Source organism: Helicobacter cetorum MIT 99-5656 (assembly GCF_000259275.1).
In the GTDB taxonomy this organism is placed as follows: domain Bacteria; phylum Campylobacterota; class Campylobacteria; order Campylobacterales; family Helicobacteraceae; genus Helicobacter; species Helicobacter cetorum.
Map to the genome: position 1 here is coordinate 993,026 of NC_017735.1, position 21,804 is coordinate 1,014,829.

15 protein-coding genes are annotated in these 21,804 nt (G+C 35.9%); 7 read left to right on the forward strand and 8 right to left on the reverse strand.

The features are described 5' to 3' along the window. Positions 1–49: 49 nt before the first annotated feature. On the reverse strand, positions 50–1,201 hold the full coding sequence (locus HCD_RS04790) for an alanine dehydrogenase (RefSeq protein ID WP_014659462.1): 1,152 nt from the start codon (positions 1,199–1,201) through the stop codon (positions 50–52). 203 nt (positions 1,202–1,404) lie between these two features. Here HCD_RS04790 and HCD_RS04795 point away from each other — a divergent pair, with 203 nt between their 5' ends. Continuing rightward, complete coding sequence (locus tag HCD_RS04795) at positions 1,405–2,838, forward strand: amino acid permease (RefSeq protein ID WP_014659463.1); 1,434 nt, start codon at positions 1,405–1,407, stop codon at positions 2,836–2,838. A 16-nt stretch (positions 2,839–2,854) separates the two neighbouring features. Continuing rightward, on the forward strand, positions 2,855–3,781 hold the full coding sequence (gene rocF / locus HCD_RS04800) for an arginase (protein WP_014659464.1): 927 nt from the start codon (positions 2,855–2,857) through the stop codon (positions 3,779–3,781). Between the two features lie 621 nt (positions 3,782–4,402). On the opposite strand, the gene sabA is transcribed toward rocF, so the two are convergent. After that, positions 4,403–6,271 carry a Hop family adhesin SabA/HopD gene (sabA, locus tag HCD_RS09745; RefSeq protein WP_014659465.1) on the reverse strand — a complete coding sequence of 623 codons (1,869 nt, stop codon included), beginning with the start codon at positions 6,269–6,271 and terminating at the stop codon, positions 4,403–4,405. Between the two features lie 185 nt (positions 6,272–6,456). Here sabA and HCD_RS04810 point away from each other — a divergent pair, with 185 nt between their 5' ends. After that, positions 6,457–7,725, forward strand: a complete 1,269-nt coding sequence (locus HCD_RS04810) for a malic enzyme-like NAD(P)-binding protein (protein ID WP_014659466.1) — start codon at positions 6,457–6,459, stop codon at positions 7,723–7,725. A 258-nt stretch (positions 7,726–7,983) separates the two neighbouring features. Here HCD_RS04810 and HCD_RS04815 read toward each other — a convergent pair whose 3' ends face one another. The 6 genes from HCD_RS04815 to HCD_RS04840 form a co-directional block, all read right to left on the reverse strand. Then, positions 7,984–10,692, reverse strand: coding sequence for a type I restriction endonuclease subunit R (locus HCD_RS04815; RefSeq protein ID WP_014659467.1), 2,709 nt, complete (start codon positions 10,690–10,692; stop codon positions 7,984–7,986). An 81-nt stretch (positions 10,693–10,773) separates the two neighbouring features. Beyond that, complete coding sequence (locus tag HCD_RS08765; protein WP_014659468.1) at positions 10,774–12,117, reverse strand: restriction endonuclease subunit S; 1,344 nt, start codon at positions 12,115–12,117, stop codon at positions 10,774–10,776. Beyond that, on the reverse strand, positions 12,117–14,261 hold the full coding sequence (locus HCD_RS04825) for a class I SAM-dependent DNA methyltransferase (protein WP_014659469.1): 2,145 nt from the start codon (positions 14,259–14,261) through the stop codon (positions 12,117–12,119). Before HCD_RS04825 ends, HCD_RS08765 begins: the two co-directional genes overlap by 1 nt. 61 nt (positions 14,262–14,322) lie before the next feature. Continuing rightward, complete coding sequence (locus HCD_RS04830) at positions 14,323–15,150, reverse strand: prephenate dehydrogenase (protein ID WP_014659470.1); 828 nt, start codon at positions 15,148–15,150, stop codon at positions 14,323–14,325. A gap of 10 nt (positions 15,151–15,160) precedes the next feature. Beyond that, positions 15,161–17,698, reverse strand: coding sequence for an endopeptidase La (gene lon, locus HCD_RS04835; RefSeq protein ID WP_411269447.1), 2,538 nt, complete (start codon positions 17,696–17,698; stop codon positions 15,161–15,163). A 39-nt stretch (positions 17,699–17,737) separates the two neighbouring features. After that, positions 17,738–18,394 (reverse strand): outer membrane protein assembly factor BamD, encoded by a 657-nt coding sequence (locus HCD_RS04840; protein WP_041594908.1) that lies wholly within the window; start codon positions 18,392–18,394, stop codon positions 17,738–17,740. 193 nt (positions 18,395–18,587) lie between these two features. Between HCD_RS04840 and fliW the strand changes: the two genes are divergently transcribed. The 4 genes from fliW to clpX all read left to right on the forward strand — a co-directional run bounded on the left by fliW (position 18,588) and on the right by clpX (position 21,792). Then, entirely contained in the window at positions 18,588–18,998 is a 411-nt protein-coding gene (gene fliW / locus HCD_RS04845; RefSeq protein ID WP_041594827.1) for a flagellar assembly protein FliW, read from the forward strand. 171 nt (positions 18,999–19,169) lie between these two features. Beyond that, positions 19,170–19,649: a 3-hydroxyacyl-ACP dehydratase FabZ gene (gene fabZ / locus HCD_RS04850; RefSeq protein WP_014659474.1), complete on the forward strand. Its 480-nt coding sequence runs from the start codon at positions 19,170–19,172 to the stop codon at positions 19,647–19,649. 3 nt (positions 19,650–19,652) lie between these two features. Further along, on the forward strand, positions 19,653–20,471 hold the full coding sequence (lpxA, locus tag HCD_RS04855) for an acyl-ACP--UDP-N-acetylglucosamine O-acyltransferase (protein WP_014659475.1): 819 nt from the start codon (positions 19,653–19,655) through the stop codon (positions 20,469–20,471). Between the two features lies 1 nt (position 20,472). Further along, positions 20,473–21,792, forward strand: a complete 1,320-nt coding sequence (clpX, locus tag HCD_RS04860; RefSeq protein ID WP_014659476.1) for an ATP-dependent protease ATP-binding subunit ClpX — start codon at positions 20,473–20,475, stop codon at positions 21,790–21,792. Positions 21,793–21,804 lie beyond the last annotated feature (12 nt).

Here is a 21,804-nt window from a genome sequence, read left to right on the forward strand (position 1 = left end):
CCTATTTTTAAGACTAGGAATTAAAGTCTAGCCCCCACCCTTTTTTAGACTAAAGCTCTTTTAAAATTTCTGAAGGCGATTTGAATGCCATATTGAAGGCTTTTGCAATGCCTTCTTGAGTGATATAGCCATTATATGCACTCAAGCCCCCAAGTGTGTTGGCCACCATTTTAGTATTGGCTTCTAAAAAGCCCTTTAAGCCATGTTCTAAATAATATAACAAATAAGGCACACTCGCATGGCTATAGGCCATAGAGCTAGTTTTTGCCACAATTCCTGGCATATTTGGCACACCATAATGCAACAAATCTTCTTCTACGAACACCGGATTAGAATGGCTTGTTTGGCGTATGGTTTCTATGCAACCCCCTAAATCGCAAGCTACATCTATCACTACCCCTTGTTTTTGCATGTGTTTTAAATGCTTTCTTAAAATCACTTTAGGGGTTTTGGTCGCAGTGAGTAACACCGCTCCCACTAACCCCACAGCCCCTTCTAAAGCAGAAATGATATTAGCATCATTTACGCTCAAAACTTCTAAATCATATAGGTGGTAGTAAGGGTGGTTTTGTAATTTCGCGTAGTCTAATTCTAGGATAGTTACTTTAGCCCCCATTTGACTCAACACTTTTGCACTCTCCATGCCAACCACTCCGCCCCCAACCACTACGACCTTAGCCCTTTGCGCTCCAGAAAGCCCCCCTAGCATGACCCCCTTACCCAAAAACCCCTTGACATGCTCTAGGGCTAATAAATAGTGTTGGACTAAATGAGCGGCTAATCTTCCAGCGACAACACTCATAGGCACCAAAATAGGGTAGTCATTTTTGGGTCCAGCAATGGTTTCAGTGCAAATGGAAGTGATTTTTTTATCAATAAACATTTCGCACAAGCTCTTTTGATACGCTAAGTCTAGGTAGCTAAATAAAGTGGCTTTTTCTTTCAACAAATCATATTCATGCTCTAAAGGCTCTTTGCATTTAACAACCAAGTCTTGCCCCCACGCAACCTTAGAATCTACGATTTTTGCCCCTACACTTTCATACATAGCGTTACTATAGCCGCTATTTAATCCGGCGTTATTCTCTACTAAAACACCCACACCCTTTTGAGTGAGTAACGCCACATCATCTGGCACCAAAGCCACTCGTGATTCTAAATCCATGCTTTCTTTCACTAAGCCGATGAAACCGATATTCATGATCGTATCCTTTGAATAGTAGTGTTGTCTGTGATTATACTCACTCAAAAAGACTATTTTAGTATTTTTCTGTAAAAAACCTAAATTATCTTACTCTTTTACACAATTAAATTATTTTTGTTTATTATTCATTTGCTTATTAGGGAGTAATTGTTAGTTTGGGTTTAAGATAGAAGCTACTTTGACTGATAAAGGACATCGTAATGAAAGACACTACAAACACGACCTTAAGTAGAGACATTGGCATGCGTCAATTGATGATGATTGCTCTAGGGGGAACTATTGGCACAGGACTTTTTGTAGGCACAGGCGGGAATATCGCCAGTGCAGGCCCCTTGGCTACGCTTTTAGCGTATTTGGTTGGGGGAATTATTGTTTATTCTATCGTTTTATCGTTAGGTGAATTAGCCAGCGTATACCCTACGACAGGAAGTTTTGGGGACTATGCGAGCCGTTTTATTAACCCTAGCACAGGGTATATGGTCTTTTGGATGTATTGGTTGAGTTGGGTTTTAACCGTGGCGGTAGAATACATTGCCATAGGCTTACTTATGCAAAGGTGGTTTCCTAGCGTTCCTGTGTATGTGTGGGTCATTGCATGCATTATGCTTTTGTTTTTATTGAATTTCTTTTCAGTAAAGATTTTTGCCACAGGCGAATTTCTACTTAGCGCAATAAAGGTCTTGGCGGTTTTTGTGTTTATTGTGCTTGGGGGCATTGGAATTATTTATTCGTTTTACTTGCATGGCTTTGAGGGCGTGTTTGCTAATTTTTATTTCAATGGTGAGATTCAAGGGCTAGAAAAAGGCTTTTTTCCTAAAGGCGTGGGGGCGTTTTTTGGGGCGATTTTAGCGGTGATTTTTGCTTACACAGGCACAGAGATTATAGGCGTTGCAGCTGGAGAAACTAAGGACGCTAATAAAGTCATGCCAAAGGCTATAAAAGCGACTTTATGGCGCATTGTTTTTTTCTTTTTGGGGGCGGTGTTTGTGGTATCGGTGTTTTTACCTATGACAGATAGCGGCTTATCGCAAAGCCCCTTTGTAAGCACTTTAGAAAAGATTCCTTTACCCTTTTTGGGCGTGGGCATTCCTTATGCAGCGGATATAATGAATTTTGTCATCGTAACAGCGATTTTATCCACCGCTAATTCTGGGCTATACGCTTCAGGAAGAATGATTTATGGCTTGAGTCAAAAAAAGATGTTTTTTCCCCTTTTTGCAAAGCTCAATGCTTCTGGCACGCCTACTTATGCCTTGTATTTATCCTTGGGGGTTACACTAATTGGTATGCTCACTGAAGCGTTTGCGCCAGAGAAAATCATGGCTAGTTTAATCAATGTGGTGAGCTTTATGGTGATTATTGTATGGATTAGCGTTAGCGTTGCACAATATCGCTTTAGAAAAGAGTATGTGGCTTCTGGCAAGTCTTTAAAAGATTTGCCCTATAAAGCCCCTTTTAACCCTTTAATCCAAATTATTGGCGTGAGTGGGTGCTTAGTAGGGCTTGTTGGGGCGTATATGGATGCGAACGAACGCATTGGGGGGTATCTCACGCTTTTATTTATGGGGCTTTGCTATGTGGCTTATTATGTGAGTAAGGACAAATGGGGCTACCAGCAAGAAAAAGGGCTTTAATAAAAAGGAGTAAAAAATGATTTTAGTTGGATTAGAAGCCGAGTTAGGGGCGTCAAAAAAAGGCACAAATGAGGGGGTTAGGCGTTTAAGAGAAGCTTTAAGCAACACGCATGGCGAGCTTGTTAAGAACATGCATATGATTATTCAAGAGCGTTGTGTTCTTAACAAAGAGTTTAGATACGCTAAGAATTTTGAAGATTACTATGCGTTTTGCAAAGAGATTTTGATTCCGCATATGCAAGAAGTGTTTGAGCGTAAAGAATTTTCTTTAATACTCAGCTCAGAGCATGCGAATATGTTTGGGATTTTTCAAGCTTTTAGGAGCGTTCATAAGGATAAAAAGATAGGGATTTTATATTTAGACGCTCATGCGGACATTCATACGGCTTATGATAGCGATTCAGGGCATATTCATGGCATGCCTTTAGGAATGGTCTTAAATCGTGTACATAGTGGGTTTAATAGCATGAATAAGAGCGAAGAAAAAGCGTGGCAAGAGCTTTGTGCTTTGGGCTTAGAAAAAGGGGGCTTAGAGATTAATCCTAAGAATATTGTGTATTTTGGAGTAAGAAGCACCGAGCAGAGCGAAAGAGATGTGATTGAAGAATTGCAAATTCCTTTGTTTAGCGTGAATGATATAAAAGAGAACATGCAAGAAGTGGTGCAAAAGGCTAAAGAGCTGCTAAAAGAAGTGGATATTATTTATTTGAGTTTAGATGTGGATATTATGGATGGCAAGCTTTTCACATCTACTGGCGTGCGTGAAAATGGTGGGTTAAGTTTTCAAGAATTAAGGCAATTTCTTAGCTTGCTTTTAGAAACTTTTAAGGATAAGTTAGGGGCGCTTGAGGTTACTGAATACAATCCCTTAGTGGGTGCTAAAGATGAAGAAGAACAGGTTTTAGAGATATTGCGACTCGTGATTGATAGTTGCAAGGGCTAAGGATATGTCCTTTAAAAATTCAAGCCAAAAAGTAAAAAAAGAAAAACGATTTTTCAAATCGTTTTCACACCCCTATGGGCCATTAGGTTTTGACATTGATTATAAGATTTAAACCCCCCCCCTTTTTTTCAAACACTCTTAATTTTCTATAGCAAGATTAATAACAATATCAACAATAATAACAAAAACATAAAATCAACTTGAATTTGAAGTGTTATAAAGAGTTCATAGCAAGAATAAAAAGTAGAGATAAAAAACTAAAAACAACGATAACAGAGTTAAAACTAAAAAACAAGAACAAAAAACAAAAACAAGATTAAAAATAATAGCAACAAAACCTAAAAAAATGATTTGTATTAAAAGCGGTTAAAAAAGATGAAAAAAATAAAAAACTAAAGCAAGGAGTTAAACAAGAACAAAGAACTAAAACCTAAACCTAAAAACAACAATAACAGAGCAACAACAAAAATCAACAATAAAGCTTTAATCCCCTATCCAACTCCAAACACTCTTTTAGTGTTAAATAAGTTAGTTCTAAATTGCAAAAATTTAAGAGTATCTAAGTGAAAGCTAAAAAGAACCTTAGAATAAATTGCCCCTTTTTAAAAGGGGTTAAGAGATTTAATATGCAAACACATAGTTCAAATAGACGCTATAGAGCCTTCTGTATTCTAGTTTAGCTCCTAAGAAAGAATAGTAGCTGGTATTGATAGTAGGAATCTTAATGCCTAGTTCAATACCATGTTGGATAGCATGTTCATTCTTTTTAGAATTATCTGCTAAATTCATTCTTAATCCAAAGTTAAATAAGAATTGGAAATTAGATGCACTCACACTTGCTTTATAAGGCGTGTTAGAAGCGTTAAACTCAGGCGTGTTTAAAAGAACAGCCTTATCGCTATTAAGCCATGAAGTTCCTGCTAAAGCAATTCCAGCAAAGCCCCCAAAAGAGAGTCTATTTTTCTTCATTTCTTTATCATTGATAAAGTTATACAAGAAGTCTGAACCCACCCCATAAGTTAAGACATTAGAAGCAGAGTTAAAGAAATCTGATTTAATATAGGTGTGGTTATAATCAAAGAAACCATAATACCTAGCTCCCATTCTCTTTGCTGCTCCAAAGAATTGTTTATAACCTAATTGGACACCTATACCATTCATCACACCGCTATTACCTTGAGATTTGATAACGCCTATATTTCTAAAGGGGTTATTACTCATTGCCGCTAGAGCGTTAGTCAGGTTGGATTGCTGTATGGGGTTAATATGATAATCCACTCTATCAATGGTTGGGGCATTGGGGTTATTTGTAGAATAGACAATGTTTTGTAAAGCGAGCTTGCTATTAGGATTTAAATCCAGTCTAGCCCCTAAAGATTGTGTGCTAGCGAAAGTGTTTTTTAGGGCTGTTTTGTTATTAGCCAGATTGATGACATCATTAGCGAGCTGTAAATTAGAGTTAGCCTGATTGCCATAGTAGTTGATACTTGCTTGTGTAGCCGTAGCAGATTCAGCAGGGTTGGCACAAGCTCTGCTACCTTCTATTTTTTGAGTGCCTTGTTGTCCATTAGCTTGAATACCAGAACATTCTTGAAAATGTTTTTGTGCAGTTTCATTCATTGAATAATAGATGGTAACAACTTGATGGGCTAAATCCATGATTTGTTTTTGATAAGCAGCAGATGCTTTAAAGTTTTGATTAAATGTAGTTGGGTTAGCTTTTTTTCCTGCGTGTTCAGATTGCAAGTTTTTTTGTATAGCGTCAAGGTGATTAGTAGCATTGATGAGTTCTTGGGCAACTTTCAAAGCTTCATTGACTTGCTTAAACGCAGGCAATTGCGTTACTTCGTTATCTTGCCCACCAAGAAACTGGTCGGTTTGTCCTCCAGCCCATGCTTTGGTTTTGGCAAAATCATCCATCATGGTTTGTGCTTTTGTTAAGATTGCTTGGGGGCTATTATCAGAGGTATTGATGCCTGAATTTGCGTTTCCTTTATCCGTGCTGATAGCCGTTAGTTTGGGTAGGGCAGTATTGATTGCTCGGGCTAGGTTGTTGATAGTTGTTTGGCTTGTTTGCCATTCTTGTTGGTTCTGAACATGAGGATTAATACCCATATTACCATTCCCTAGTAAGACTATCCATAGAGACAACGCCATTCTAACAGCTAAGTTTACGCCTTGATAGGCTGGGGAATAAGTCGTTCCTGTAAAATTATTGTTTGAAAAAGCTTGCAAAGAAGTGATGGCGCTTTGAATCTTATTTTGGTCGCTTCCATCAGCTACGGCACGATTAAGTTCTTGCAATTGGAACAAATTGTTTTGTAAATCCTTATAGCTATCATTGAGTTTTTGTAATTCGCCAGTGTTTTTAGCAATCTGAGTGGCTTGACCGATTTGATAGCCTACGCTCACAAAAAAGCCGTTATCCTCAGCGTTAGCTAATGATAAACATGAAATGAGAGAGAGAGAGAGTAAAAAGGTCTTTTTCATTATCTTATCCTTGCTTAATAAAAATCTAAATTTGGTAGTATTTTAGCTTAAAAAAGATGATTGCGGTTTGTTGTGGGGAATTTTGTTTTTTTTTTTTTTGTAGAATGGGGATTTTAGGGGGGTTAGAGGGGATTTTAGTTTTTTGAATATAATTCTTTTTAACATCTTAAATTAAGGAATACACGATGGACAATAAAAAATACACTAAAAAAGAGGCGCTTGAGTATCATATCGGCGGTAAGGTGGCAATGAGTATCACTAAGGCTTGTGAGAGCGCTAAAGACTTGTCTTTAGCCTATAGCCCTGGGGTGGCTGAGCCATGTTTAGAAATCGCTAAAGATGAGATGCTAGCCTACACTTACACGAATAAGGCTAATAGTGTTGCCGTAATTTCTAATGGCACAGCGGTTTTAGGCTTAGGCGATATTGGGGCGAGTGCAGCTAAGCCTGTTATGGAAGGCAAGGGGCTGTTGTTTAAGAAATTCAGTAATATTGATGTGGTGGATTTGGAGCTTGATACTAAAGATAGAGATGAAATTGTAGAGATTTGTAGGGCGTTAGCCCCTAGCTTTGGGGGGATTAATTTAGAAGATATTAAAGCGCCTGATTGCTTCTATATAGAGCAAAAACTCCAAGAAAAGGTTCAAATTCCTGTGATGCATGACGACCAGCATGGCACGGCGGTGATTTCTAGTGCAGCTCTATTGAATGCCTTAGAAATTAATGGTAAAAAAATTGATGAGATTAAGGTCGTGGTGAGTGGGGCAGGAGCAGCAGCAATTGCATGTTCAAGAATGTATAGAAAATTAGGGGTTAAGCATATTGTGTTGTGTGATTCTAAGGGGGTGGTGTATCAAGGGCGCAGTAACTTAAGCAAGGAAAAAAAGGAGTTTGAGGTAGAGACAAAAGATAGGACTTTAAGCGATGCCTTGAAAGGGGCTGATGTGTTTTTGGGACTTTCTTTAGCTGGGCTAGTGAGTAAAGAGATGGTTAAATCTATGGCAAAAGACCCCATTATTTTTGCTTTGGCTAACCCTACGCCAGAGATTTTACCTGAAGAAATCCATGCAGTGAGAGGTGATGCGATTATTGGCACAGGAAGGAGCGATTATCCTAATCAAATTAATAATGTTTTAGGGTTTCCTTATATCTTTAGGGGGGCTTTAGATGTATATGCCACTAAGATTACAGAGAATATGAAACTAGCCGCTGCACACGCTTTGGCTCATTTGGCTAAGCAAGAAGTAAGCCCAAAAGTATTAAAAGCCTATAATCTTAAGACGCTCAGTTTTTCAAAAGATTACATTATTCCTAAGCCTTTTGATGAAAGAGCGTTAGTAGAAGTCGCTAGTGCGGTGGCTAGTGCGGCGATTAAAGATGGCGTAGGGCGTAAAAAAGATTATGATGAGAAAAAATACAAAGAGCATTTAAAAAATTTGTTAAAAGAGCTGTAGAAATTTTTTAGCCTTGTATTAAATAGGCGATGAATTAAAAATAAGCCTTAAATTATCATCATAAAATGTAAAAAAGTGATTATAGGAGTATAGTCTCCTATAATGCTTACAAAAAGAACTTTTTGATAAAAATAAGTTTTTATAGCATTAGAAAATGAGCGACATTGAATGAAAATAAAGCCAATATTTTAGAATTTGCTAATAAAACTCAAAAACCTTAAAAGGGTTTTTGAGTTTTATTTGGCTTGATTTTAAAGATTAGTTAGTTGATGAAAAATGACGCATTACTAAAACTGGCAATTTAGAATGAATCCATTCTTTAAAAGAGCTGTTGTTATAGTATTGATTTTCTAAATCCATAGACCACTGCTTTTTTAGCTTTTCTAATACCATAGAGCTAATATCTATGTTATTTTTGTGGGTGTTTTTTATAGCATCGTTCTTTGCGATTTCTTGTGCGATTTTAAGAATTTCATCTTTTAAATCATCGCTAATAATGTCTTGATTACCATCTCTATGTTGCTCGTTAAAATCTTGGATTAAAGTATCTAAATATTCTTTAGGGTTTAAGGCTCTTTCTTTAATGTTTGCATTTTTGGCTTTCAATCCTTGAGGTTGAGAGCTTAATAAAATGCTTTCTTGTGCCTTTATTTCAGGGTTATAATAATCCACTTCTATACAACTTTTTAAATCTTCATAATCTATAGCTCTTTGGACTTTAAGCTTCTTATCTAGAATCTTTAAAAATTTATACATTTTGTGTTGCTTGATATTCTCAATTCTAATGAGACAATGAAAATAGCTAAAATACTTTATATAGCTTTTAATGCATTGCGTGATTTCATCTTGCTTGCTACTATCTAAGCTTTTATAGCGTTCTATGCAAGGATTTAAAAGCTCATCTACTTTTTTAATATTGCAATTAGGATTTTTAATATATTCTAGCGCTTCATTAACTAATTTTTCATCATATAGGCGGTGTTTTTCTAGCCTTTCTAAACGATTATTTAAAACACTAATATCGCTCTCTTTTTTTAAAAATAGCTCACTTGTATAATAAGGCTCAAACGCTTTTTTAATATCTTCTTTAGTATTAGCAAAATCCAAAATAAAAACTTCATGCTTATTTTTATAGCAACGATTTAAACGAGACAAAGTCTGCACACAATTAACCTTATCAAGCTTTTTATCCACATACATAGTTGTTAGTAATGGTTCATCAAAACCGGTTTGAAATTTATTAGCCACCACTAAAATTCTATAAGGCTCTTTTTTAAACTTCTTAGCAATCTCTTCACTTTTAAAGCCATTCAAACTATTTTCACTCTCATAATTATTTTCTTCATTTTCATAACTCCCACTAAAGGCTACAAGTGCTTTATAAGGGCTATTTTTGAGTAAATCTTTAATCCTTTTGTATAATTTAATCGCCCTATCTATACTCTCAGTTACTACCATAGCTCTTGCTTGAGAGTTTAGCCCCTTAGACCTTTTCTTAAGAAAATCTTCTACAATGATTTTAGACTTTCTTTCAATCGCTTCTTTACTTCCTTCTACAATGCGTCTCATTTGAGCTTTAGCTCTAGTGGGGTTAAACTTAGGGTTATCTTCTATTGTCTTAGACACTTCATAATAGGTTTTAATCTCTGTATAATTTTGCAACACATCTAAAATAAAGCCCTCTTCTATGGCTTGAGACATAGAATAACTATCAAAAGGGGCTAATTTATTTTCATCATTTCTTGTGCCAAACATTTCTATAGTCGTTTCTTTAGGGGTCGCACTAAAGGCTATATAAGAGACTTGTTTTAAATGGCTAAAATTATTGATAACATCTTGCAAGTTTTGGTTATGCTCCCCACTTTGTGAGCTATGCGCCTCATCAATCAAAACACAAAAGCTTTTAGAATATAATTTCTCCTCTAATCCTACAAAAGAGAATTTTTGCAAAGTGGTTGCAATAATTTGAGTGTTTTTTAAAAGACATTCTTTTAATTCTTTCGCATTATTAACATGCTCATAAAGATGCAAACTATTGCTATAGTGTCTCACATTCTCTTTAAGCTGTGCGTCTAAAATCTTTCTATCTGTAACAATAAGCACACAATCCACGATTTTTATCAGCTTAAAAGCTAGCCAAGTGATAGAATGCGATTTGCCACTGCCTGCACTATGTTGGATTAAATAGTTTTTCCCTAAGCCTTGCTTGATTTTTTCAACTAATTTTTCAACCACCCTTAATTGATGCAATCTAGGGAATACCAAACGCTTATTTTTATCATAATGCAAGTAATTTTCTAATAGATTGCTGATATTTTCACGCTTTAAAGTTTTTTCATAAAAAAAGGCACTCGTTTTTTCATTCTTATCATTAAAGGGTAAAAAGACAGAATTTTCTCTCTCTAAAAAAGTGCAAAAATAAATTTTGTCATTATCTAAGGCAAAATGCACACCACATTGTGCAAGTAAAGGGGTTTTAGGGTCTCTTTGTTGGTATTGTTTTTTAGCGTCAAATACATTTTGGCCTGTGTAGTGGTTTTTCACTTCTATACTAAAAAGGGGTATGCCATTAACACATAGCATTAAATCTATGCTTTCATCTCTGTCATTTAATACGACTTGATTACACACCCTAAAAATATTTTTAGGCATATTTTCAATGCCTAGTTTAAACAAAATGATTTTGCTAAAAGCCTTTGGGTGTTCTAGACCCTTTTTAAGACAATTAATGACACCATTTTTTTTGATTTCTTGCTGTAAAGTTTCTAAGAAGTTTTTAATTTTATTAGGGTTATCTAGTTCTAGCTCTTCATAGCTTTCTGTTTGCGTATTTTTAAGAAAGGTTAATAAATCTTCTTGTATTAAGCCTAAGTCTTTAAAAGGCTTGATTTTTGCATCATAACAATAGCCATTTTCTTTAAGGCTTTCTATCACACTTTTTTCTAAATCTTTCTCTTTAAGTCCCATATAAATGCCTTTAATAGAATGTCTTATTATAGAATAAAATAAAGCTTTTTACCATGTTGTTTTAAAATAAAATAGCTGATTTTATTTGATTTCCTTCTTCCCCAAAACACAATCGCTAATCAAAGCTTTTTTGAAAGCTTTAAGGGTGTTTTCTAGTTGGCTTAAGGTATTAGAAAGGGTGTCAATTTTTGAAACTTCTTTATCTAAATATTCTGCGATTTTTTCTTGCTCTTTTAAGGGGGGTAGGGGTAAAACAAAATTTTTTAAATTACTCATAATTAAATTGGTAATCGTATTACTAAATGAATTATTAAAGCATTGTTCTTTAATAACTTGAGATTGTAAAACATAATATAAGAAATAAGGGGCAATTAAAGATAAGTTAGGCTTTATAGCATAGATAGCCTCGTTGATACACCAATTTTTTGGTTCTTTGTCAATCACAGCTACTTCGCCTATTGTTCCTTTACCCGAAAATAAAATATCATTTACTTCTAGCTTGGCTCTCTTGTTGCAGAGCTTCAAGGCTTCATTATTGATTTTACAAGTTGTTTCATTTGGAGTGATTTTTCCATTTTTTAATTCATGGATAGTGATAAAAAAGTTTGTTGCATCGGGTGTATCAAAAGTAAAATAATTTCTTGGGTTTAAACCTGTCGTTAAAGATAAAATAACATGTTTTAATTTCTTTACCCCCCAATGTTTAGGGATTTCTTTTAGATAGTCTATGGGGGTGTTTTGATAGGTTGTGTGTTTGTCTAAGCCTTTAGTTACACATTCTGTAATGAGAGCGTTTTTAAGGCTTTTAAGCTTTTCTTTTAGGGTTTTGGTGGTTTGTAAGCTTTTGTCAATACCAGATACTTTTTTATCTAAATACTCTGCGATTTTTTCTTGCTCTTTTAAGGGGGGTAGGGGGATTTTAAGGGATTTTATGGTTTCCATGTTTAAATTGTTGATAGTTGTTGATGAAGTGCTTAAGTCTAAAAATTCTCTAAAATTTGAACTCTTTAAGTAATAGAAAATGTATTTAGAACTTATGTTTTTATTATGAATGCGTAATACACTCATAAAAGCCCCAAAATAATAATTTAAATCTTTTTCAATGTAGGCAACTTTTCCAAGATTTTCCATACTGCCACTTGCTACACACATGAAAATATCATCTTTTTTTAGCTTTTGGGTTTCCTTAACCTTTGATTGAAAGGAGATGGTTTTAATGTTGTCAAAATTCAAACCCCCATTAAGTGAAATATTATTAGCCCTTAAAATTCTATGTCCATTATCCCCATTTATTTCATCTAAGCTACTATATGTTACACCACGAACATACTCAATATTCAATAACCTACTAACCCCCCAATGTTTAGGCAATTCCCCTAGATAATCATTAAGCGTATTTTTTAAATTTTTTAAAGGTTTTGGCATTAACTAGCCCCCTCTAAAATTTCTTTTAATTGCAACGCAATTTCTTGTTCTAAATCTTTAAGTTGTAAGGCTAGAGTTTCTAGGCTTTCTGTGTTTTCTTGCGTGTAAAAGATTTTATTAAAATTGATTTCATAACCTAATTTAAGGCTGTCTTTTAGCGTGCTATCATAATAAGCATCGCTATTATAGGGCAGAATTTCTGCGTTAAGATAGCTTTTTATTAAAGTTTCTAAAATGCGAATATGCTCTTTATCTTTTAGGTTTAAGGGGGTAGGAATGTTTAAGCTTTTATCATAGTTTAGGGGGATTTTTTCGCTTTCTTTTAAATTAGGGTCGGCTATTTTGTTGTTTTTATCATCTAGCACAATTTGAGCGTTTTCATCAATTTTAAATAAAATGGCGCTTAAATCTTTGTGTTTTTCTAAGGTTTTTACATTTTGCTTTAATTTATGGGCTTTAGCGAGTTTGTTAAACTCTAATTTAAAGGCGTTAAAATCCTTATAGGGGGTATCTGTAAGAAAAGTTTCTAAGATTTTTGTTAAGGGGGTTAGCTCATTTAAAGCTTTTAAGGGCTTGTTATTTAAGGCGTCTTTAAATTGTGTAAATGTTTGGTTATTAAGATGCACGCTTAATCTTAAGGGGCGATTGATAGTTACTTTGAGATAGCCAAAATCTGTGTTATCAAAAATTTTAGAATTTTCTTGCTCTAAAAAATCATTGTAGAGTTTTAAAATCTCTTGTTGGTTAGCGTGGCTAAATTCGGCGTTTTTGGTGCCTAGATTTTTATTGCGTTTGGAATAAATTTCTCTAGCGTCAATGAGCTGGATTTTATGCTTTCTTTTGTCTTCTTTATGGTTAGTGAGTATCCATAGATAGGTGTTAATGCCGGTGTTATAAAACATGTTTTTAGGTAGAGCGATGATAGTTTCTAAAAAATCTTGTTCTATTAAATAGCGTCTTGTGTTGCTCTCGCCACTAAGAGCATCGCCACTAAAAAGCACCGAGCCATTATGCACTTCTACAATACGGCTGGTATTGTTGTTGTCAAACATTTTAGAGATATTATTGAGTAAGAATAAAAATTGCGAATCGCTTTTGCTAGGTAGAAGTGAGACTTCTTCTTCATCTAAAATTTTTTTAAAACGAAAATCAGTTTCAAAATTGTAATGCTTGGCATCTTCGGCAAAGCTTACGCCAAAGGGGGGATTAGAAAGCATAAAATCAAATGTAGAGTGGGGGAATTTATCATCAATGAGTGTGTTTGCATGCTCTATTTTACCCTTAAAATCGCTTAAGAGTAAGTCAGTTTGTGCGATAGCACAAGTAGAGCTTTCTACTTCTTGTCCATAAAGCTCTAAATACCCTGCTAAGTCTGTAATATTTTTAGCTTGAGCGATTTCTAAAAGCTTGTTAGCCCCAATGGTTGCCATTCCTAAAGTTCCACAAGCCCCATCATAAATGCTGTATTTACGATTTTCAAAGTTATCTAACAAAGGATTGATAGCAATTTGAGCCATAAGCTCTATAGCGTCTCTTAGGGTGTAGTGCTGACCGCTTTCTGCATTTTCTTCTTCGTTAAATCTTCTTAAAAGTTCTTCAAAAATCGTACCCATGCAATGGTTGTCTAAGTTTTGTATGCTCAAATCAATGTCATTGATAAAAAAACTTATCACGCCCCCTAAATTGTTGTTTTTATCTAAAGTTTCAATAGAGCCTTTCCATTTTCTTTTAGTGCCATCAAAATTATCTAAAATATTTTGCACATTGAGAGAAAAGCCCTCTAAATAGGTTTTAAATGTATCTTTAATGGTTTCGTTCTTCTCTTTAGCAATATCTTTTAAAACTAAGCCAGAGAGATTGTAGAAAGTAGTCTGTTTATCTAGTAGTCGCCTATGGATTTCATCATTATTTAATTGTTGGTCTTTGTAATTTGAGATAGTTTGTTCGGTTTTACAATTTTTGCAAGTTCCTTGATTAAAACAAGCGCATTTCAAGGCGCTATCTAACCTAGCAATTAAAGTCATAGGTAAAATCACATCTCTATAATCTGTTTTTTGAAACCCCCTAGAATATAAAAACTTATCGGCTACTTGCCAAATGAAATTGGTAACTTCTGAAATTTTTGCGTTGATACTAGCACTCATTTGATGTTTCCTTTTAAGGTATTGTTTAAAGTAGTGTGTATAGCCTATGTTACATTTATTTTCACATAAACTCTTGGAGCTTGTTAGCTTGTGCCATCCATTTTTCTAAGCTTTCATCATCGTTGTTTTTAATCCAAGTCTTAACTTGAGTTATCTCTGTTTCGCATTTTTCAATGGCTTCTAAGATATTGTCTCTGTTTTGCTTGAAAATATCTTTCCACATTAAGGGCGAACTTTTAGAGATTCTGCTCATATCTCTAAAGCCCCCACCTGCTAAAGAAAGAATGGTCTCTGGGTTTTTTTGTTTTAACACACTATTAGCTAAGGCATAGCTTAAGACATGGGGTAAATGGCTGATGTAAGCGGTGTGAGCGTCATGCTCGCTAGACTTCATTTTAACTAAGCGAGCTTTTATGCCTAAAAAAATTTCTTTAGCGAGTTTAACTTGATGAGCTCCTGAATCTTCTAAATCACATAAAATGACAAGGGCGTTTTCATACAGCCCTTTGACGCTTGCTTTAGGGCCATAAAATTCTGTCCCACACATGGGGTGTGCGGCGATGAAATTCTTACGAATAATCTGTGGAACGCTTTTAACGATGTTATGCTTAGCTCCGCCCAAATCAATAATAGTCGCTTCTTCTTTAATAGAAGTCATTTTTTGCAAGCAAAGAATAATGCCCTCAACCGGAATGGCTAAAAAAATCACATCGCATTCTAGGATTTTTTCAAATTCTACGCACTCATCTACAAGCCCTAAAGTCAAGGCTTGCTGGGCGTGCAAAGCATTAGAATCATAGCCTAAAATATTTCTAAAATAGCCTAATTCTTGTAAATCTAAGCCTAAGCTTCCACCCATAAGTCCTAAGCCAATAATTCCTGCTTGCATTCTCTTTTCTTTAAAGTAAGGTTTTTTCTAACACTTCTATGACATTTTTAACAGCGATAATTTCTAGGTTATTACGCACTTCAGTGGGGATTTCATCTAAATCTCTCTCGTAATTTTTGACAGGAATTAGAGCGGTTTTAATGCCGGCTTTAAAAGCGGCAATCAACTTTTCTTTCAGCCCCCCTATAGGTAAGACTTCCCCGCTTAGTGTCAATTCGCCTGTCATAGCGATATCACTTCTTGCTTTTCTATCGCATAAAATGCTCGCAATGACACTTGCCATAGCAATTCCAGCACTTGGGCCATCTTTAGGTGTAGCCCCTTCAGGCACATGCACATGCAAATCATAAGCGTTATAAACTTTAAGCGATTTTTTCTTTTTCTTGCCTTTCTCATCTTTAAAGGTCTCGCTAGCAATTTTAGGGGCTTTTAACTTCTCTTCATCAAGCAAGACCTTGATAACAGAAAAGGCAATAAGAGCGGATTCTTTCATCACATCGCCTAAACTTCCGGTAAGCTTTAATTCGCCCTTACCCCTAATTTTAATCGCTTCAATTTTAAGCACATCACCACCCACTGGAGTCCATGCTAAGCCATTGATAACGCCGATTTTATTTTCTTCATCTATGGGGTCAATTTCAAACACCATGCGTTCTAAATAGTCTTTAATGTTTTTAGGCGTGATAGAGACACAAAAAGGTGAAAGCTTTTTGTCAGAATTTGTTTTGTCTGTGTTTTTCTCATTTTTATCTAACGCATCTTTTTTGGGGCGCCCTTTAGATTTTTTAGAAATTTTAGGCTCATTTTCGCTATCTTCTAGGTATTTTAGAGCGACTTTACGCATAAGTGTAGCGATTTGTCTGCGTAAATCTCTAACGCCTGCTTCTCTAGTGTATTTTTCAATAATGAGCTTCAAACATTCATCGCTAATATTTACTTCGCTGGGCTTTAGGGCGTGCTTTTCTAATTCTTGGGGAATGAGATAGTTTTTAGCGATTTCTTCTTTTTCATTAGGGGTGTAGCTTGATACGCTGATAAATTCCATTCTATCTCTCAAAGGAGCTGGAATATTATAAATATCATTAGCTGTGGCGATAAAAATCACTTGCGATAAATCAATGCTAAAATTCGCATAATTATCCCTAAAAGCGACATTTTGTTCAGGGTCTAAAATCTCTAATAAAGCACTCGCTGGATCGCCCCTAACACTTCTATCCACTTTGTCAATTTCATCTAAAACGATAACCGGATTCATCTTTTTAGCCTCAATGAGTCCTTGCACAATGCGCCCAGGCATTGAGCCTAAGTAGGTGCGTCTATGTCCCCTTAATTCATTCACATCTTCTAAGCCCCCTAAGGCGATTCTTACTAGTGGGCGTTCTATGGCTTTAGCAATAGAATTAGCTAAGCTTGTTTTACCCACGCCCGGAGGCCCGTAAAAACATAGAATCGTGCCTTTGGCTTTGTCTTTTTTCTCTTCCTTGTTTTTATCTTGATTTTGACGCATTTCTAAAAGTTGCATGGTGGCAAAGTATTCTACAATACGCTCTTTGGGTCTTTTTAATGAATAGTGGTCGCTGTCTAATTGCTCTTTAACATGTTTGATATTGAGAGCCTTTTTTTCATATTGACCAAAAGGCACATCTAACATAGTCTCTATATAGTTTTGTAAGGTCGCGCTATCAGAGCTATCTACATGGGTTCTACTCAATCTATCAATTTGTTTTTTGATTTCTTTAAAAGCTTCTTCTTTTAAGAAAGGCTTAATGCTTTCTAGCTTTTGATAATATTGGTTTAAATCTTCATCTCGTTGTTTGTCTGTGCCAAGCTCTTTTTGGATTTGTTTGAGTTGCTCTTTGAGAAAATACTCCTTATTGACTTGCTCCATTTTCTTATGGACTTTGTTTTTAATCTCTTTTTGGAGCTTTTGGGTCTTGGTCTCTTCTATGATAATATCAATTAAATCTAATAAGCGTTGCTCGGTGTTATTGCTGGCAAAAAGATGGTAGGCTTGCTCTTTTTTGAGATGCAATGCCGCTGCCACTAAATCAGCGATACGATTGGGGTCGTCATTATCTTCTAAGGCTTTAATCAAATCAGGGGGAAAGAATGAGCTAACATTGGCTAGAGTGGTAACTTTTTCTTTCAAAACTTCTACGATAGCTTGGATATTTTCTGTGTTGTATTCTAAATACTCAATGGGGCTTATTTGAGCTTCTAAAAACCCTTCAGCATGCTCTCTGGCTATGCTTACAATACGACCTTTAGCGATACCATTAAGGAGCAATTTCACACGCCCATTAGGCATATTCGTTTTACGCATAATGCTTGCAATCACTCCCACATCATAATAAGGGGCTTCATTGGTAGATACTTTTTCTTTTTGGCATGCAACAAAGACTAATGAATTATTGTCCTTAGCATGCGTTGCTGCCCTGATGCTCGCATCATTTTGTAAAAAAATGGGGGCTATCATAAAGGGGTATAAAAAAGTGTCTTCTTCCACCACTAGGGGCAGAATTTTAGGAAAATCTTCAGTCATATTCATCTCTTTATCGTTGTTTTAAAATTCCAAAATGCTCTAATCCTACCAGTCAAAAATAAATACATACCAAGGCATGTGTGATGGCTTAGGTTTAGTTTCTTTTTCTAAAGTCTCATCTACCCTTTCTAAATAGCGTTTTACGCCTTCAGGTTTATGGCGTTTTTTATAGACATTTGCAATGGCACGATTGAGTTCATTCTGCCCCAAAATAAATTTGATTTGCATGTATTCTACATAGGGGCGGTAGCGGCTGTTAGGGTATTTTTCTATGAAATCGCCCAAACTTCCGATAGCATTAGAGATAAATTCTTGGTCTTTGGAGTGGTTTTTGAAAGCGTAATAATGCGACTGGAGTTTTAAGAAAGTCAAATAATCCACATTTTTTTCAGTTCCAAAGCGTTTGATGTATTCATCAAAATAAAAAGACGCCAAGACATATTCTTTCTTTTTCATGTGGGCTTGCCCTAAGGCTAACATCGCTTCTGGAACAAGGGGGGAGTTAATATGCTCACTCTGCAAGGACGAATAGTAATTATCAGCTGTCTCTAAATTAGCAAAAAGGATTTCTCGTAAAATTCCCTGATACCAAAATATGGCGGGTTTGTTGTATTCATTCTTTTTTTTCTTGCTGCCAGCACAGCCACTACCTATAATTATGGCTACTATGACGATAAAAAGAAGTTGTTTAAAGGTTTTCATGCCACCTATCTTGTAAGATTTTAATTTTTTAGGATTATATCTAAAACTAGCAAAAATTGATTTTACAAAAGGTTTTTGATATAATGGCGGTTTGATTTCAATAAAATAATTAGCACTTTTTCTTAAAGGGTGGCGTTCGAGCTGTTGAGTGTTTTTAAGAAAAATCGTGTCTTTAAGGGAAATGTAATCGCCTATGCTTTTTGATGTAAAAGTGCCTATTTTGGGGTTTGAGACCATTCATAAAATGGAATTACAAAAGATTGATGAAATCTTTTTGCGTTTGAGTAATGCAGAAGATAACGCCCCTGTATCTTTTACGCTTGTAAATCCTTTCGCCCTAAGAAAATATGAGTTTGAAGTGCCTACTCCTTTAAAAATCCTTTTGGAGCTAGAAGAGGCAAAGAATGTGCTAATTGCTAATATTATGGTGGTTCAAATGCCCATTGAGCTTTCTACGGTGAATTACCTAGCCCCTTTGGTGTTCAATTTTGACAAGCAGCTTATGGGGCAAGTGGTGCTAGATTCTAACAAATACCCCCATTATCACTTGAGAGAGAATATTTTAAGCCATCACAATGAAGTGGACGCTAGTGGCAACGCTTGAGCTAATTTAAGCCTTTTTTAAGATTTGACTTTGAAGTCCGTATGGCAGTGGCAGTTTTATATGATATAATGCCGGTTCATTTTAACAACCTAAATATATATAATGTATTGAATGTTCGTAATGAATGGAACGCACTCATAAAAATTTGAAGCTAAGGAGTTTACTTTGACTATGGAGCAAAACAATCACAATTTGGATTCTCATTTTTCTATTGAGCATATTTTACAGATTTTACCGCATCGCTACCCTATGCTATTAATAGATAGAGTAGTGGATTTACAGCCATATAAAAATATCGTTGCTTATAAGAATATTTCGTTTAATGAAGATGTGTTTAACGGACATTTTCCTAACAAGCCTATTTTTCCAGGCGTTTTAATCGTAGAAGGCATGGCACAAAGTGGGGGATTTTTAGCCTTCACAAGTTTGTGGGGGTTTGACCCTGAAATGGCAAAAACAAAGATTGTGTATTTTATGACTATTGATAAAGTCAAATTCCGCATTCCTGTAGTGCCAGGTGATAGATTAGAATACCATTTAGAAGTGTTGAAACACAAGGGCATGATTTGGCAAGTGGGTGGCACGGCTCAAGTAGATGGCAAGGTGGTGGCTGAAGCAGAGTTAAAAGCCATGATTGCTGAGAGAAATTAAACAATGAATAAGATTGCAAAAACAGCAATTGTTTCTTCTGGGGCTGAAATTGGCGAGGGCGTAGAAATTGGAGAGTTTTGTGTTATCGGTAGTCATGTCAAGTTGCATGATGGCGTAAAACTTCATAATAATGTAACTTTACAAGGGCATACTTTCATCGGTAAAAATACAGAGATTTTTCCTTTTGCAGTGCTTGGCACTCAGCCTCAAGACTTGAAATACCATGGTGAATACAGCGAGCTTATCATTGGCGAAGACAATTTAATCCGTGAATTTTGTATGATAAATCCCGGCACTGAAGGGGGTATTTCTAAAACCGTTATTGGCGATAAAAACTTGCTTATGGCCTATGTGCATGTAGCCCATGATTGTGTGATAAAAAGCCATTGTATTTTGGCTAATGGCGTAACTTTAGCAGGGCATGTTGAAGTGGGCGATTATGTCAATATCGGTGGGCTTACAGCTATCCATCAATTCACTCGTATTGCTAAAGGCTCTATGATAGCGGGCAAGAGTGCTTTAGGTAAAGATGTGCCACCTTATTGCATGGTAGAGGGTAATCGTGCTTTTATTAAGGGCTTGAACCGCCACAGAATGCGTCAATTGTTAGAGAGTAAGGACATTGATTTTATCAATGCACTTTACAAGAGGTTATTACGCCCTGTTCCTTCCATACGAGAAAGTGCTAAATTAGAGTTAGAAGAGCATCCAAATAACCCTATCGTAAAAGAAATTTGCTCTTTTATTTTAGAAAGCAAAAGGGGCGTGGCGTATAAGCCTAGCGAATACGCACCAAATAGCGAAGAAAAACAAGAGGATTGAAATGAACGAAACGCTTTATTGTAGCTTTTGTAAAAAACCTGAATCAAGCGATTCAAAAAGGCGTAGGATTATCTTTGCGAGCAATCTCAATAAAGATGTGTGCGTGTGTGAATATTGTATAGATGTGATGTATGAAGAGCTGCACAAATACGATACTTCATTAACGCTCAAAAAGGATAAGAAAAAAATAGAAGCGAGCGAAGAAGAGCCTTTTTTCTCTCATATTCCAGCTCCTAAAGAGCTTAAGGCGGTTTTGGATAACTATGTGATAGGACAAGAGCAAGCTAAAAAGGTCTTTTCTGTAGCGGTGTATAACCATTATAAACGCTTGTCTTTTAAAGAAAGGCTACAAAAACAGGCTAGCGATTTAGAGCTGGAGCATTTAGAAGAAGTGGAGTTGAGTAAGTCTAATATCTTATTGATTGGACCTACAGGCTCAGGCAAGACTTTAATGGCACAGACTTTGGCGAAGCATTTGGATATTCCTATAGCTATTAGTGATGCGACCAGTCTCACTGAAGCGGGTTATGTGGGCGAAGATGTGGAAAATATCCTTACAAGATTGCTGCAAGCGAGCGATTGGAACATTCAAAAAGCCCAAAAAGGCATTGTTTTTATTGATGAAATTGACAAGATTAGCCGTCTATCAGAAAACCGCTCCATTACAAGAGATGTTTCTGGCGAAGGCGTCCAGCAAGCGTTGTTAAAAATCATTGAAGGCTCTGTGGTGAATATCCCCCCCAAAGGCGGTAGGAAACACCCTGAAGGCAATTTCATTCAAATTGACACAAGCGATATTTTATTCATTTGTGCAGGGGCGTTTGATGGACTAGCTGAAATCATTAAAAAACGCACCACCCAAAATGTGTTAGGTTTCACTCAAGAAAAAATGAGTAAAAAAGAGCAAGAAGAAATCTTGCATTTAGCACAAACCCATGACTTGGTCAATTATGGGCTTATTCCTGAACTCATCGGTCGTTTGCATGTTTTAAGCACTTTAGATAGCATTAGTTTAGAAGCTATGGTTGAGATTTTACAAAAGCCTAAAAACGCTTTGATTAAGCAATACCAGCAACTTTTTAAAATGGATGAAGTGGATTTGGTTTTTGAAAGAGAGGCCATTCAAGAAATCGCTAAACTAGCTTTAGAGCGTAAAACCGGGGCTAGGGGTTTGAGAGCGATTATTGAAGATTTTTGTTTGGATATTATGTTTGATTTACCCAAGCTTAAGGGAACTGAAGTGCGTATCACTAAAGATTGTGTTTCAAAACAGGCTGAGCCTGTTATTATCACTAAAACACATTCTAAGATTCTTCCATAAAGAATGCGTGAG